We start from the raw sequence: 14525 nt of genomic DNA, 5'->3' as shown, positions 1-14525 counted from the left end.
GCTGAATCGTAGGAAAGGACGCCCGATCCGGCAGTGGCTCTCGCGGCCACTTTTATTGCTTTGCGACGACAATCCGCGTGCCGGAAGCAAGGAGACAGAGACATGAGCAGCAGCACTCGGCGCACCACGTCGTCCACCTGGGTCAGCGGCATCGCCAGCATGCTGGCGTCGCAGGGCCTGGACGTGCAGGCCATGTTCAGGGAACTGGACATGGACTGGTCGGCGCTGGGCCGCGTCGAGGCGCGCTTCACCTCCGAAGAGCTCAGCCGGCTGTGGCAGCTGGCTGCGCAGCGCTCGGGCAATCCGGCCATTGCGCTCACGGCACCGCGCATGGCGCAACTGGCGAGCTTCGAAGTGCTGGGCTACGCGATGATGTCCTGCGCCAACCTGCAGGCAGGACTCGAACGCCTTGCGCGATACCTGCGCATCGTGACGGAAGGCGGCGAGGTCAAGCTCGCGTACAGCGACACCGAATGCCGCCTCAGCTTCGAGATCTTTGGCGGCGAGCATCCCGTGCCACCCCAGCGCTACGAGTTTGACCTGCTCACTTTCATCGCCTTCTGCCGTTGGCTCACCGGACGCGAGTTGCATCCCAAGGGCATCGAACTCGCGCAGTCCGCGCCGGCGGATCGGCGGCTCTACGACGAAGCCTTCCAGTGCCCCCTGCGTTTCGACGCGCCGGCCTACGTGGTGCTGTTCGAACGGGCCGACGTGCTGCGGCCCTTGCCGACGTCCAACCCCTTGCTGGCCGAGTTGCACGAGCGACTGCTGGGCGAAGGTCTGGAGCGCCTGGGCGCTGCGCAGGTCAGCCAGCGGGCGCGTGAAGCGATCATCCGGAAACTGCCTGAGGGCGAGCCACGCCGCGAAGAGATTGCGAGTGCGCTTTGCATGAGCGAACGCACCTTGCAGCGGCGCCTGCAGGACGAGGGCACATCGTTCCAGCAGTTGCTGGACAACACGCGCCGCGAACTTGCCCAGCAATATTTGCGACAGCGCGATGTGTCGCTGGTCCAGGCCACCTTCCTGCTGGGCTTTGCCGACCAGAGCATCTTCCAGCGGGCATGCAAGCGCTGGTTCAATGCATCGCCCGGGAAATATCGAAGCCGCAGCGAACTGCAGTTGTCGGGTGCGCCTTGACGGTCGTCAATAGGCCGTGGCAGGAACCGTGGCCGGGGGAATCCACACTTCGACCGTGTTGGGCGTGGGCGTGAACCGGGGGCCCAGCGGCTCCACTTTCCAGTTCGCGGCGCTTCCGCCCAGCTTGTAGCCGAGCGCGTAGGCGCAGGTGACCGATGCGTCGTCGTGATAGCGCACGGTGGTCTGTCGCACCGGGCTCGGGCTGGCGCGACCACGCGTGCGCGCCGATGCAACGACGTCGTCGATGGGCGGCACGCTGGCGCCCAGGCTGCGCCATTGCTCGCGGTAGCCACGCGCGACGTTGCGCATTTCCGGGCCGTGGATCTGGATGTAGACGGTGATGCCGGTGCACGGGCCCTTGCCGGTGGGCGTGCCGGGTGACGAAGGCACGGGCGTCGTGGCCTGTGGTGGCTCCACGGCCTTGGGTGGTTCGGGGGGCGTGGTGGCGGCAGGAGGCGGCGCGGTGGGTACCTGTGGCGGCGTGACTGGTGGCGGTGGCGGTGGCGGCGAGCTCGGGGCCACGGCCGACGGCGTGCCTGCCGCCGGCGTGGTGGTGGCGGGCGTGGGCACTGGAGCGGGCGCAGGGACGGGCGCCGGCGGTGGAGCCGGCTTCGGCGCAGGCGCCGACGACGGGACGGAAGGCCTTGCGCCCAACTCTGCCTTCGCCTTCTGCTCGTGCTTCATCAACTGGTCCGGCGTCAGCGCAAAGCGTCCACCGTAGCGGCAGTCTTCGCGATAGGCAAAGGGCCGCTCCTTCTGCGCCAGCAGGATCTGGTTGGTCTTGTCGATCGCCACCTGGTCGCAAGGGTGGGACTCCAGCCGGTCAGCCGTGCCGGTGTAGTCGTAGATCCAGTAGCGCGGGCGCGGAAACACGTTGAAGACGCCGCCCTGCTTGCGCAGGCAACTGGAGCCCGCGCCCTTGATCGAATTGATGCTCATCAGGAAGGTGGAACACACTTCCGGCTTGCCGTCCTGGGTGATGGTCTCGCAGCGTCCCTTGGTCCATTCGAACACCGTCTGCGCGAGGTCGGAATTGCGGAACCATTGGGCGTCGTCGGTGGGGCACAGGTTGTCCGCCGTCCTGACCAGGACCGCCGCGAGGGTCGAGAGCGCGGTGTTGTTGTCGTTCGCAGGCGCCTGGACCGCCTTGACCCACGCTTCCGTCAGTTCCCGAAGGGCCGAGCGCTCGTCGGACAGTTGCTTTTCATAAGCGCTCTTGGCGGTGTCGATGGCTTGCCAGGTGGCGATGCCGACGGTGGCAATCGCCCCGAAGCTCAAGGTGGCCGCGCCGACCGTGGCCGGCGCTGCAATGCGCGACGGCAGGCGCTTGCTGCCAGCCGCGGCGCTGGCGACCGAAGCTGCGGCAACACCCGCGGCGCCCGCCGCCATGGGGTCGGCCATGGCGCCCTGGGCGGCTGCGAGCACGTCGGCCTTGCGCTTGCGCCGGGCCTCGAAAGGCGAGCAATCGTCGGGCACGAAGTACTTGCCCGACTCGTGCACCATGCATTCGAGGAATGCGCGGTTCAACTCACCCCCCAGGAAGGTGCCCAGGTGGTAGTAGCTTTCCCACTGGGCTTCCGAGAAGAACTGGTCCACCGTCGTTTCCTGCGGAAAGTCAGGGTGCTGCTCCTTGAAGTTCACCAGGTCCACCGGCAAGCCGCTGCACAGGTTCGGCTTGATGACGATGAGGATGCCAGTCGACCTCTTTTCCCCGCAGTAGGTGATGGTTGCCAGCGCCAGGCACGCCGAGCTGTTGGACGATGCGAGGTCGTTGAGCGAGCCGAACTTCGAGAGCACCGGCCACGCCTTCAACGCATCCGACCTGGCCGCGGTGGCAAGCGGCATGCTGACGTCTTGCGCGGGTCGCTCCGCCGGCTGCGCGTCGGGCCGGCGGCAAAAAAGAATCTCCGCCTGGAAGTCGATGCGCGCCTTGCGCACCAGGTTTTCCAGGTCTTCGAAGGCGTATTGCGGGTCGGCCCCGCAGTCGGCCAGCACAATGACTTCGGCCCGCTCGGCCAGCAGTGCATAGGCGGCGGTGTTCTCGAAATGCCCGCCGTCGGTCAGGAACCAGTCGTCCCCTTCCGTGCCTTCGAAATGGCCGAAGGTCTCCGACACCATGCCCGCGGACTTGGCGCAAAAGCGTGCCTTGTTCGTGCTGTTCTCGCGCGTGGCCTTGTCCCACCAGAAGCCCAGCCGCACGCCGGCGAAGGTCGCCAATGCGGAGATGCCGCCGCGCGTGGCGGCGCCCAAGCCCGGCGCAAAGGCCGCGCCCGACACGGCCATCCACGTGCCCAGGGTCAACGCCGTTTCCTTCGGCATGGGTTCCCAATCGCCCTGCGACACCTTCTTGTAGCCGCCAGACGCCACCGAAAGATTCAGGCCGCGCCGGTCCTGGTTGAACAAGCCACCACGCGGGTCGCGCGTCTGGTTGACGCAGGCGCTCAGGATGTGCACCGGCCCGCCCGATGCCTGCGGCTGGTAGTCGCTGATGCTGATGTCGTCATCGAACTCCACGTCGTCGACGCGACGATGGCCGCGCTTCTCCTTGGGCACCGGGTGCACCGTGCCCAGCGCAGCGAGCGGTCCGGCTTCCTTGTCGAAGCGATCGCCATTGGCCGCGCCCAGGTAGCTGCGCACCAGCCGCGCGCGATAGAACGCGTGCAATGAAGAAAGATTCAGGAACTGCACGTTCGAGCCGCTGCGGATCACATAGACCACCGCCGGCGCCGCGATGAGGAACAGGATGCCCGCCGCACTGAGATACGACACGCCATCGATGCCGCCCACGAAGGCCGCGCCCAGCACCGCCGTCTGCACCAGCGACACCCACCAGACGCACAGCAGGAAGGTCAGCAGGTAGCCCAGCACCCGGCCCACCATCAACACGCTCGCGGTGCCCGTGGCGCCGGGCAGCAGCTTGGAAGTCATCGGGACCACGGCGCGAATGACCGCGGCCGCAATGGCAAGCCAGAGGCCGAGTTCAGCCTGGCCCAATTCGAAGACGGCCTGCATCTCGAAGGCGATGAACCAGGCGCAACGATCGACGATGCCCGCCAGCGCCACGATGCTGAACACGCGGAACGTGCGCGCCAACGCCTGTGTCAGGTTCGTTCGCGCCGAGTCGGCCGGATGCGGATCGCCCGGCAGCACCTTCTTGAGGTACCGGATGCAGATGGGAACCGAGCACAGCCAGAGGATCAGCAGCACCGAGGTCGCAATCCAGATGATCTGCCGCGGCGCTCGCCCCACCGGCCCGATGCCCACCGGCAACCACCAGTAGAGCCCGATCAATATCGCCGTGAGCGCGAAGCCCAGCAGCCACGCGGGCAGCAGTCGCTTGCCGCTGGAGACCCAGAGCACCGACCAATAGGCCGAAGCGCGCGCCGCCCCGATCAGGGCGATCACCGGCAGCGCAAGCCAGGCCACCGGAAAGGTCGTGATGAACCAGGGCGGCAAGCCTTGCAACGCCGGAAAGAGGGGCGTCGGCACGACGAAGCCCAGCCACGCCAGCACCCACCAGCCCAGCAAGTCCAGCCCCGACAAGGCCAGGCCCAGCAGCACCGCGAGCAGGCCCAGTTCGAAGTGCACGGCGAACAGGTTCCGGATGAAGAGGGCGACGGCAAAGGTCGTGTCCTTGGCGCCGTGCGGAATGAGGTAACGCCCGTTGGCGCGCAGCCACCACAGGAACCAGGGATTGTCCGCCTCGCCGAATTGCTTCTCGACTTCCTTGCCACCACCATCGCGCGGGGCGCGGGAGAAGAAGCGCCCGAGCATCGCGCCGATGTAGCCGCCGCCCGAGACGGTGGAAAGGAGGTCGAATCGCCGGAAGGTCGACGTGTGCGCCAGTGCTCGCAGCACGCCGAGGCAGAAGGTTGCGCTGCGGATGCCTCCACCGGAAAGTGCCAGGCCCCACACACCCGAGGCATTGCGAAAGATCTCGTCGTCCTTGAGTGCCGTGCGGCGTGCCTTGACCTGCTCCTCGATGTAATCCATGGCAGTGTCCCTTCCGTTCGGGCAGGGTAGCTTGGCGAGTGCATCGCCGGCAATCTTCAAAACGGTCTAGGCACTTTCGCCGGTGTGCCTGCGTTGGCTCCTCAAACCGGGTGATGGCCGGTCGCCATCAAGAAGGTCAAGCCCGGACTGCAGGAGGACGATCCGGACAGGGCCAGCCGCGGGAGCACGGCATGCACTTCGAGGCGTCTGCGAGCTTGGTGGAGAGACGTGGAAGGCGCCAGGGCTGCTGGGAAAGTCCAGCGCCCGCTCCCGTCAGTTCGAGCGCCGCACTTGCACCGACGCTTCCATGTCCACGAACGCGTCGGCATCGCCGTACCAGACGCCTGCGACCGGCGCTGCCAGTGAAGGGTCGCGTGCAACGCCCACGCGGATCAGCCGGCTGCTGCCCATCAGGTTGTTCGTGGGATCGAACGCAACCCAACCCGCGCCGGGCAGGTAAGCGTGCAGCCAGGCGTGCGTGTAGCCGGCGCCCGTGACGCTGTCTTCCTTCGCATCGCCGAGAACGGCTGTGTCCAGCGCCGCGTCGTAGAGGTAGCCGGACACGAAGCGCGTCGCCACGCCCAGGCGCCGCGCTGCTTCCATCATCAACAGGGCGTAGTCGCGGCAACTGCCGCTGCCGAGCTGCAGGGTTTCCAGCGGCGACTGCGTGCCTTCGGCGTCACGCACTTCGTACTTGAGCGTCTGGCCGATGTGGGCGTTCATGCGCGCCAGCACGTCGCGCGTGCCGTTGCTCTCGCCGCCTTGAAGGAACTGCTGCGCCCAACGGATCAGCACGCCTTCGGGGTCGTCGTGGTGGGGCCGCAGGTAGTGCTCGAGATCGAGGCGGTCCTGCACCGAGTAGGCAAAGGGCAGGTACTGCGCGGACGCGTCGAGTTCGAGGTTGTTGACCTCCGCGGGCAGGTGCTCGATGCTGAAGGAGCAGACGATCTTCAGCTCGGTGGCGTCGCCGAGCGGATGCACGAGCGCCACGGAATTGGAGTGCGGGTCCTGGATCAGCCGGATCATCGCCTCGGGGCTGACCTGCAGATCGGTGGCCAGCACGCGCAGGTCATGGCTGTCGCGCGGCCTGAACATGACGCGGTGCAGCCCGAAGCTGACCGGCTTGCGATAGCGATAGATCGTGGTGTGGGTGATGTCGTATCGGGTGGCCATCATCCATTCTCATCGCTATTCGAGACGGCGTGTGTCGAGTGCCTTGGCAAGTGGGGCCGCAATCGGCAGCGGCTCGCCATGCCATCGGGCGGCCAGCAACTCCGCGCACAGCGCCGCAAAGCTCAGGCCGCGTGATCCCATCGCTGAGCAGATCCACGGACCCGACAGCTCATGCACCTCGATGGGTCCGACCAAGGGGCGCCGGTCGCCCGATGCACAACGAACGCCCACCCATGCATCGACGCTGCCGCCGCGCGCATCCGGATCCAGTGCCGCTGCCGCGGCGTGGTGCAAGCGGCCCACGCGCGCCAGGTTAGTGCGTGTGTCCTGCTCGCTGGGCGTGGTGTCGATGCTGTCGCGATCGAAGGTGGATCCCGCCAGCCACAGTGCGCCATCGGCATCGGGCACATGGGCGATCAGGTGGCCGTCGCCATTGATGGGCACGGGCGGCAAGGCGTCAGCGCGCATGTGGCCCCACGCAACCTGTCCGCGCACCGGTTGCAAGGGAAGGGCGGGTGCGAACAGGTGGCTGTCGAAGCCTGCCGCGACGACGATGCGATCGGACTGCGCCAGCACCTCGCCGTGCGCATCGAACGCGGTCCACTGCGTGCCTTGGTGCGCGAGGTGTGCGACGCGGGCGTTCGTCAGCACGCGAATGCCGGGCAGGGCCAGCCACGCGTCGACAAGTCGCTGCGGCCTCACCCATCCCGCCCTTTGGTGCCAGAGGGCGACGGTGTCCTCAGCGAGTCCCGCGTCGCGAAGCTGATCAGGCGTTGCGCGCCACGATTCGTTGGGGCCAGCGGCGGACCAGCCCGCAGGCAGGCGCGCGTCGGCGGCTTCGTCGCCGGTATCGCGGCGCTCGATGGCGCCGGTGGGGCTCCAATCCGTTCCCTGATTCAGGCATTGCTCAAGCTGAAGCCATGTCGCGCGAATGCCGGCGCGCGTCAGGCGGGAGAGCAGGGCATCGTCCGGCGACACATGCGGGGCCAGAAGACCGACGGGCAGGCCGGATGCACCCTTGGCGGGCCGGTCCGCAGCTTCGAGCACGGTGACCTGCCAGCCACGCCGCGACAGGCTGGCCGCGACTGCGGCGCCGGCGAGTCCTGCACCGATGACGACGCAAGTGCCGCCACGCTCCACCGTCTCGGCGGGCGGCGTGCGGCGCCGGACGGTCCACGCGGGCTCGAACTGAGCCCGCAGGCAATCGCGCTTGGGGGGAAGGCCCTGCTCCTTGCGCACCTGAAAGCCGCACTGCGCCAAAGAATCGCGAAGGGCACGCGCAACGGTCCAAGTCGCCAGCCGCGTGCCGCGCCGGGCAAAGCGCGCCACGCCCTTGACCGTATCGAGCGACCACATGTCAGGATTGGCCTGCGGGCTGAAGCCGTCCAGGAAGATGCTGTCCGCCTCGAACTGCTGCGCGCGCAGCATGGCCCGCACGTCGCCGATGCACAGCGTGAGCAGCACGCGCCCTTCGTCGAAGGCGAGCCGGTGAAAGCCGGGCAGCAGGCCGTGCCACTGGGCTGCCAGCAATTCCGCGAGATCAGCGAGTTCCGGATACGCCGAAGCCGCACGCAGAAGGTCGTCGCGCGACACAGGCCAAGCCTCCACCGAAACGAAGTGCAGCATCCGCGGACGCGCCTCATCAACGCGCCACGCCCGCCAAGTTGTCAGGAAATTGAGTCCCAGCCCGAAGCCGGTTTCGAGAATCCGCCATTGCGGGCGATTCGCCCACGCCGCCGGCAGCTCGCAGCCCGCCAGGAAAACGTGGCGTGACTGGGCGAGCGCGCCCGTTTCAGTGTGATAGATGTCGTCGAAGCGTTCGCTGCGAGGCACGCCGTCGGCGCGCCAGTCGACGGGCTCGGCCACGTCGCGCCAGCGCGATCAGGGTGTCGGAGGAACGTAGCCCTGCGCCACGTCGGCGCCGTCGCCGAAGAAGTGCTTTTCCATCTGCCGCGCCAGATATTGGCGGGCGCGCAGGTCGGCCAGGTTCAGGCGGTTTTCATTGACCAGCATGGTCTGCTGCTTGAGCCAGGCAGCCCAGGCCTCCTTGCTGACGCTTTCCCAGATGCGCTTGCCCAGTTCGCCGGGGTAGGGGGGAAAGTCGAGTCCTTCGGCTTCTTTGCCGAGCTTGATGCACTGAATCATGCGTGCCATGGGAATGCCTGCTTTTTTGTCGGGGGTTAATAGGGGATTTTGCGGCCTTAGCTCATTTGGCTATTTGGAAGTGAAAACACAGTCGTTCCCGTTTCCTTATGCCGAATCCAGAATCCGCAGCTTCATTGATATGCATTCTGAGAGCAGAAACACCATGAGCCTTCGCCGCGACTTTATCAAGCTTTCCATTGGCGCCACCCTGGGCGTCGGCATGGCCCTCTCGGCGTTGCCGGCGTTTGCCCAGACTGTCACCCTGCTGAATGTGTCGTACGACCCCACGCGCGAGCTGTACGTCGACTACAACAAGGCCTTCGCCGCCTACTGGAAAGGCAAGACCGGCCAGGACGTGGTGATCAAGCAATCGCACGGCGGCTCGGGCAAGCAGGCGCGCTCGATCATCGACGGCATCGACGCCGACGTGGCCACGCTCGCGCTGGCCGGCGACACCGACGCGCTCGTCACGCACGGCGGCCTCGTCAAGCCCGACTGGCAAAAGCGCCTGCCGCAAAACTCGGCGCCCTATACCTCGACCATCGTGTTCCTGGTGAAAAAGGGCAACCCCAAGGGCATCAAGGACTGGGACGACCTGGTCAAGCCCGGCGTGCAGGTGATCACCCCCAACCCCAAGACCTCGGGCGGCGCGCGCTGGAACTACCTGGCCGCATGGGAATTCGCCAAGCGCAAGTACGGCGGCGATGCCAAGGCCAAGGAATTCGTCGGCAGCCTCTACAAGAACGTACCGGTGCTCGACACGGGTGCGCGCGGCTCCACCATCACCTTCGTGCAACGTGGCGTCGGCGACGTGTTGCTGGCCTGGGAAAACGAGGCTTACCTGGCGCTCAAGGAATTCGGTGCCGACAAGTTCGACATCGTTGCGCCCTCCGTCAGCATCCTGGCCGAGCCCACCGTGACGGTGGTCGACAAGGTGGTCGACAAGAAGGGCACGCGTGCCGTGGCCGAGGAATACCTCAAGTACCTGTATTCGGACGAAGGCCAGGACATTGCCGGCCGCAACTACTACCGCCCGACCTCCGACAAGGCCAAGGCCAAGTACGACAAGCAGTTTCCGAAGCTGACGCTGTTCACCATCGACCAGGCCTTCGGGGGCTGGGCGGCGGCAGACAAGGCGCACTTCGCGGACGGCGCATCGTTCGACCAGATCTACACCGCCAAGCAGAAGTAATCCCGATGACCGTCTTGCTGATTGCAGGCAGCCCCTCGCTGCCATCGCGTTCCACGGCACTGCTCGACGCAGTGGCCACGCGCCTGGCGGTGCGTGGCGCGCGCATCGAGCGGATCGTGGTGCGCGACCTGCCTGCGACAGCGGTGTTGACGGCCGACGTCTCGCATCCCGCCTTGCAGAAAGCGGCGGCGCAGGTGGCGCATGCCCGCGCCATCGTGATTGCCACGCCCGTCTACAAGGCGGCGTACAGCGGCGTGCTCAAGGCCTTTCTGGACTTGTTGCCGCAGTCCGCGCTCAAGGCCAAGACGGTCTTGCCGCTGGCGACCGGGGGCAGTCCGCATCACATGCTGGCGCTGGACTACGCGCTGCGGCCCGTGCTGCAGTCGCTGTCAGCACGGCAGATCCTGGCAGGCGTCTACGCGACCGATTCGCAAGTGACGCTCACGCCTGAAGGCGCCTACACCCTGCATCCGGACCTGGCGCTCCGGCTGGACGACAGCGCTGAATCGCTGGCGGTCGAAGGGCTTCACCTGCCACCGGCGACAGGCTTCGAGCCGGTCCATTTCTCCCGCGTGCGATGTAGCGTCTGACGCACCTGGCACGGGCTGCATCGCTTTCGCAGCCGGCCGCGTCGACGTCCCTTTTTACTGAACTTGTTTCGCCGCGCACGCGCGGCGTGGGCCAACGCACGCCCGGAGAACGCCACCCAAGGATCTCGCATGACGAACAACCCGCTCTTCACCGTTTGAACATGAGCAACGCACCACAACCCATGCAAATCTTCTGGTTCCTCCCCACGCACGGCGACAGCCGGTACCTCGGCACCACCGACGGTGCCCGGAGCGTCGATTTCGACTACCTCAAGCAGATCGCCTCCGCTGCCGATGGGCTCGGCTACGAAGGCGTGCTGATTCCCACCGGGCGTTCCTGCGAAGACCCGTGGGTCGTCGCGGCCAGCCTGATCGGCGCGACGAAGCAACTCAAGTTTCTGGTCGCGGTGCGGCCCGGCCTGCACCAGCCGAGCCTCGCGGCACGCATGGCCGCCACCTTCGATCGACTCTCGGGCGGGCGTGTGCTCGTCAACCTCGTCACCGGCGGCGACCAAAGCGAACTGGAGGGCGACGGCGTGTTCCTGGACCATGCCGAGCGCTATGCGCAGTCGGCCGAGTTCATCCATATCTGGCGCGAAATCATTGCGCGCAGCCATGAAGGTGGAAGCCTGGATTTCGCGGGCGAGCACCTGAGCGTGAAGGGCGCCAAGCTGCTCTTTCCGCCCACGCAGCGGCCGCATCCGCCGGTGTGGTTCGGCGGCTCGTCGCCGGCCGCGCATGAGCTCGCCGCAGAGCAGGTCGACACCTACCTGACCTGGGGCGAGCCGCCGCAAGACGTGGCGCGCAAGATCGCCGACGTGCGCGAACGCGCTGCGCGCAAGGGACGCAACATCCAGTTCGGCATTCGCCTGCACGTGATCGTGCGCGAGACCGAAGACGCTGCGTGGCAGGCCGCGGAGGACCTGATCAGCCGCGTGGATGACGCGACCATCGTCCGTGCGCAGGCCGTGTTCGCCAAGATGGATTCGGAAGGCCAGCGGCGCATGGCGGCGTTGCATGCGGGTGGCGCCAGGCGCACGCGCGCCGATTTGGAGATCAGCCCCAACCTGTGGGCCGGCGTCGGCCTCGTGCGCGGCGGCGCTGGGACGGCATTGGTGGGCGACCCCAAGACCGTGGCGGCGCGCATCGAGGAGTACGCGGCGCTCGGGCTGGACAACTTCATCCTGTCGGGCTATCCGCATCTGGAAGAGGCCTACCGGTTTGCAGAACTGGTGTTCCCGCTGCTGCCGCGCAAGCTGCGTGCGCGCCTGGCAGGCGGATCGCCGGGCGGACCGTTCGGCGAGGTCGTCGCCAACATCGACGCGCCTTCGCGGCTCGCGTCGCAAAGCTGAAGTGGAATGCCCATGAGCGAACAAGTTCAGACATTGCCGGCGCAAGGCACGCTGTCCACCGAAGGGCTGCGCTCCTTCGCGGTCGGACTCTTGCGACGGCTCGTGCCGTGGTTGGTGCCGATCGGGTTGATCGTGGTCTGGCAGATTGCGTCGTCGGCCGGCTGGCTGTCCACGCGCGTGCTGCCGGCGCCCTTCGATGTGCTCCAGGCGGCGTGGCGGCTTGCGGTATCCGGCGAGCTGTGGGTGCACGTGAAGATCAGCGCCGGCCGCGCCTTGCTGGGCCTGGCCATCGGCGGCAGCGCGGGCTTGCTGCTCGGACTGCTCACGGGCTCGGTGCGCTTCTTCGAGCTGCTGCTGGACTCGACGGTGCAGATGGTGCGCAACGTGCCCGCGCTGGCCTTGATTCCGCTGGTCATCCTGTGGTTTGGCATCGACGAGACGGCCAAGCTCTTCCTGATCTCGGTGTCGGTGTTCTTTCCGATCTACCTGAACACCTTCCACGGCATTCGCAACGTCGATCCGCAACTCATCGAGATGGGGCGCACCTATGGCCTCACGCGCTGGCAGCTCTACAGGGACGTGATTCTTCCGGGCGCGACCTCGTCGATCCTCGTGGGCCTGCGCTTTTCGCTGGGCTTGATGTGGGTGATCCTGATCGTGGCGGAGACGATTTCCGCGCAGTCGGGCATCGGCTACCTGACGATGAACGCACGCGAGTTCCTGCAGACCGACGTGGTGCTGGTGGGCATCCTGCTCTATGCGCTGCTGGGCAAGCTGGCGGACGTGTTTGCGCGCGGCCTGGAGCATTGGTGGCTGCGCTGGCATCCCGGCTATCAAGGGGCGAACGCATGAGCGCGACGACTTCAACAAGCAGCAGCGCTGGCGTGCGCGTCGAGCTTCGCGGCCTGCACAAGCGATATGGCCAGCGCGAGGTGCTGCGCAACACGCAGCTGACCGTGGAGCCGGGCCAGTTCATTGCCATCGTGGGGCGCAGCGGTTGCGGCAAGAGCACCTTGCTGCGACTGGTGGCCGGGCTGGAGAGCCCGTCCGAAGGCCAGTTGCGCACCGACGGCAAGGCGGTCGACGGCCTGCACGACGACGCTCGCATCATGTTCCAGGAGGCGCGGCTGCTGCCTTGGCGCCGCGTGCTCGACAACGTGACGCTCGGCCTGCCCCGCGAAGCGCAGTCGCGCGGCGAGGAAGTGCTGGCCCAGGTCGGCCTGCTGGAGCGCAAGGGCGAATGGCCTGCGCGGCTGTCGGGCGGTCAGCGTCAGCGTGTGTCGCTGGCGCGGGCATTGGTGCACCACCCGCGCCTGCTCCTGCTCGACGAACCGCTGGGCGCACTCGATGCCCTGACGCGCATCGAGATGCACCGTCTCATCGAAGACCTGTGGCTTCGCCATCGGTTCACGGCCTTGCTGGTCACGCATGACGTGCAGGAAGCGGTTGCGCTGGCCGACCGGGTGATCCTGATCGAAGACGGACAGATTGCGCTGGACGAAGCCATCACGCTGGCGCGGCCCCGTTCGCAGGGCGACCCGGCCTTCGCGGCGATCGAGAAGCGCATCCTCGACCGGGTGCTGCAAAAGCCCGATGCGCAGGCGACAAGCACGACGGCCGACGCGCACTGGTTCGATCCGCCGGCGCATGCGCTGCGCTGGGCTGTCTAGATCCATTCATTCACTGACTCATTCATTCGAAAGGGAACTCCCATGTCCATCCAGGCCATCAACGTGCGCAACCAGTTCAAGGGCAAGATTCGCGAGATCGTTCGCGGTGACGTCGTCTCCGAAGTCGACGTCGAAACGCCGTGGGGCATCGTCACCTCGGTGATCACGACGCGCTCCATCGACGAACTGCAATTGCGCATCGGCTCCGACGTGGTCGCGCTCGTCAAATCGACCGAAGTGTCCATCGCCAAGCTCTGAGCAACGCCGCTTCGCGTTCCGGCCTACCATCCGCCACCGGCGCGCGTTTGTTTGCGCCAGGAGGCTGAGATGTCGGTTTTCGATGTGAGCGAGATTGTCCAGGCCCTGCGGGGTGTGCGGGACGAATGGCGGGACCTTCAAAAGCGCTCACGGGTGCCGGTCGGCCGCGAGTTTCCGTCGCGCGACGCCATGGCGCAGGTGGTTGAGCAGTTCAAGGGCGCGCTGTTTCCGATGCGCCTTGGCCCGCCGGACCTGCGCCACGAGAGCGAAGACTTCTACGTCGGCTACACGCTCGATTCCGCGCTGCAAGCCTTGCTCTTGCAGGCGCGGCTCGAACTGACCTACGTGGCGCGGCACGATCCGCGCAGCGCCGATGAAATCGATGCGCAGGCCACGGCGGCAGTGCGCGAATTCGCAGCCGAACTGCCGCACATCCGCCGCCTGCTCGACAGCGACGTGCTGGCCGCCTACCAGGGCGACCCCGCGGCGCGCAGCGTGGACGAAGTGCTGCTCTGCTATCCGGGCGTGCTGGCGCTGACGCACCACCGCATGGCCCACAAGCTCTACGCACTGGGCCTGCCGCTGCTGGCGCGCATCGTGGCAGAACTTGCGCATGGGCAGACCGGCATCGACATCCATCCCGGCGCGAAGATCGACGAAGGCTTCTTCATCGACCACGGCACGGGTGTCGTCATTGGCGAGACCGCCGTCATCGGCAAGCGGGTGCGGCTCTATCAGGCCGTCACGCTCGGCGCCAAGCGCTTTCCGACGGATGCCGAAGGCAACCTGCGCAAGGGCCTGCCGCGGCATCCGGTGGTGGAAGACGACGTCGTGATCTATGCCGGCGCCACCATCCTGGGCCGCGTTACGCTCGGCAAAGGCGCGACGATCGGCGGCAATTTGTGGATTACCTCGGACGTGCCCGCGGGCGCCAGCGTGACGCAGGCCAGCCTGCAAAACGCCCGTCCGGTGCCCTGACAGCAGGGTGCGACGACGTCTGACCATTAGCGCCGGC

At 66.7% G+C, this 14525-nt stretch carries 12 protein-coding genes; 8 read left to right on the top strand and 4 right to left on the bottom strand.

Going from position 1 to position 14525, the window contains the following annotated elements; translation table 11 throughout:
* Nucleotides 1–102: 102 nt before the first annotated feature.
* Nucleotides 103–1137 (top strand): AraC family transcriptional regulator, encoded by a 1035-nt coding sequence (locus QTI66_RS03100; RefSeq protein ID WP_286557430.1) that lies wholly within the window; start codon nucleotides 103–105, stop codon nucleotides 1135–1137.
* Between the two features lie 6 nt (nucleotides 1138–1143).
* Here the strand turns inward: QTI66_RS03100 and QTI66_RS03095 are convergent, their stop codons facing one another.
* The 4 genes from QTI66_RS03095 to QTI66_RS03080 all read right to left on the bottom strand — a co-directional run bounded on the left by QTI66_RS03095 (nucleotide 1144) and on the right by QTI66_RS03080 (nucleotide 8457).
* Nucleotides 1144–5130: a patatin-like phospholipase family protein gene (locus tag QTI66_RS03095; protein WP_286557429.1), complete on the bottom strand. Its 3987-nt coding sequence runs from the start codon at nucleotides 5128–5130 to the stop codon at nucleotides 1144–1146.
* 273 nt (nucleotides 5131–5403) lie between these two features.
* Entirely contained in the window at nucleotides 5404–6306 is a 903-nt protein-coding gene (locus QTI66_RS03090) for a transglutaminase family protein (protein WP_286557428.1), read from the bottom strand.
* 12 nt (nucleotides 6307–6318) lie between these two features.
* A complete protein-coding gene (mnmC, locus tag QTI66_RS03085) occupies nucleotides 6319–8169 on the bottom strand; it encodes a bifunctional tRNA (5-methylaminomethyl-2-thiouridine)(34)-methyltransferase MnmC2/FAD-dependent 5-carboxymethylaminomethyl-2-thiouridine(34) oxidoreductase MnmC1 (protein ID WP_286557427.1) in 1851 nt (616 codons plus the stop codon).
* 15 nt (nucleotides 8170–8184) lie between these two features.
* Nucleotides 8185–8457 (bottom strand): oxidative damage protection protein, encoded by a 273-nt coding sequence (locus tag QTI66_RS03080; RefSeq protein ID WP_286557426.1) that lies wholly within the window; start codon nucleotides 8455–8457, stop codon nucleotides 8185–8187.
* Between the two features lie 154 nt (nucleotides 8458–8611).
* On the opposite strand from QTI66_RS03080, the gene QTI66_RS03075 reads away from it, so the two are divergent.
* From QTI66_RS03075 to epsC, 7 genes are all read left to right on the top strand, one after another.
* Complete coding sequence (locus QTI66_RS03075; protein WP_286557424.1) at nucleotides 8612–9640, top strand: sulfate ABC transporter substrate-binding protein; 1029 nt, start codon at nucleotides 8612–8614, stop codon at nucleotides 9638–9640.
* Nucleotides 9641–9645: 5 nt separating this feature from the next.
* Nucleotides 9646–10230, top strand: coding sequence for an NADPH-dependent FMN reductase (ssuE, locus tag QTI66_RS03070; protein WP_286557423.1), 585 nt, complete (start codon nucleotides 9646–9648; stop codon nucleotides 10228–10230).
* 182 nt (nucleotides 10231–10412) lie between these two features.
* Nucleotides 10413–11582 carry an FMNH2-dependent alkanesulfonate monooxygenase gene (gene ssuD / locus QTI66_RS03065; protein WP_286557422.1) on the top strand — a complete coding sequence of 390 codons (1170 nt, stop codon included), beginning with the start codon at nucleotides 10413–10415 and terminating at the stop codon, nucleotides 11580–11582.
* A gap of 12 nt (nucleotides 11583–11594) precedes the next feature.
* Nucleotides 11595–12434 (top strand): aliphatic sulfonate ABC transporter permease SsuC, encoded by an 840-nt coding sequence (ssuC, locus tag QTI66_RS03060; RefSeq protein WP_286557421.1) that lies wholly within the window; start codon nucleotides 11595–11597, stop codon nucleotides 12432–12434.
* Entirely contained in the window at nucleotides 12431–13252 is an 822-nt protein-coding gene (locus tag QTI66_RS03055) for an ATP-binding cassette domain-containing protein (RefSeq protein WP_286557420.1), read from the top strand. The genes ssuC and QTI66_RS03055 overlap by 4 nt, the downstream gene beginning before the upstream one ends.
* A 42-nt stretch (nucleotides 13253–13294) precedes the next feature.
* Nucleotides 13295–13510, top strand: coding sequence for a TOBE domain-containing protein (locus QTI66_RS03050; RefSeq protein WP_286557419.1), 216 nt, complete (start codon nucleotides 13295–13297; stop codon nucleotides 13508–13510).
* Between the two features lie 69 nt (nucleotides 13511–13579).
* Nucleotides 13580–14488: a serine O-acetyltransferase EpsC gene (gene epsC / locus QTI66_RS03045; RefSeq protein ID WP_286557418.1), complete on the top strand. Its 909-nt coding sequence runs from the start codon at nucleotides 13580–13582 to the stop codon at nucleotides 14486–14488.
* The last annotated feature ends 37 nt before the right edge of the window (nucleotides 14489–14525 follow it).

Origin of the sequence: Variovorax brevis (assembly GCF_030317105.1) — a bacterium.
Taxonomy (GTDB): Bacteria; Pseudomonadota; Gammaproteobacteria; order Burkholderiales; family Burkholderiaceae_C; genus Variovorax; species Variovorax brevis.
This window is presented reverse-complemented; position numbering and strand designations above follow the sequence as displayed.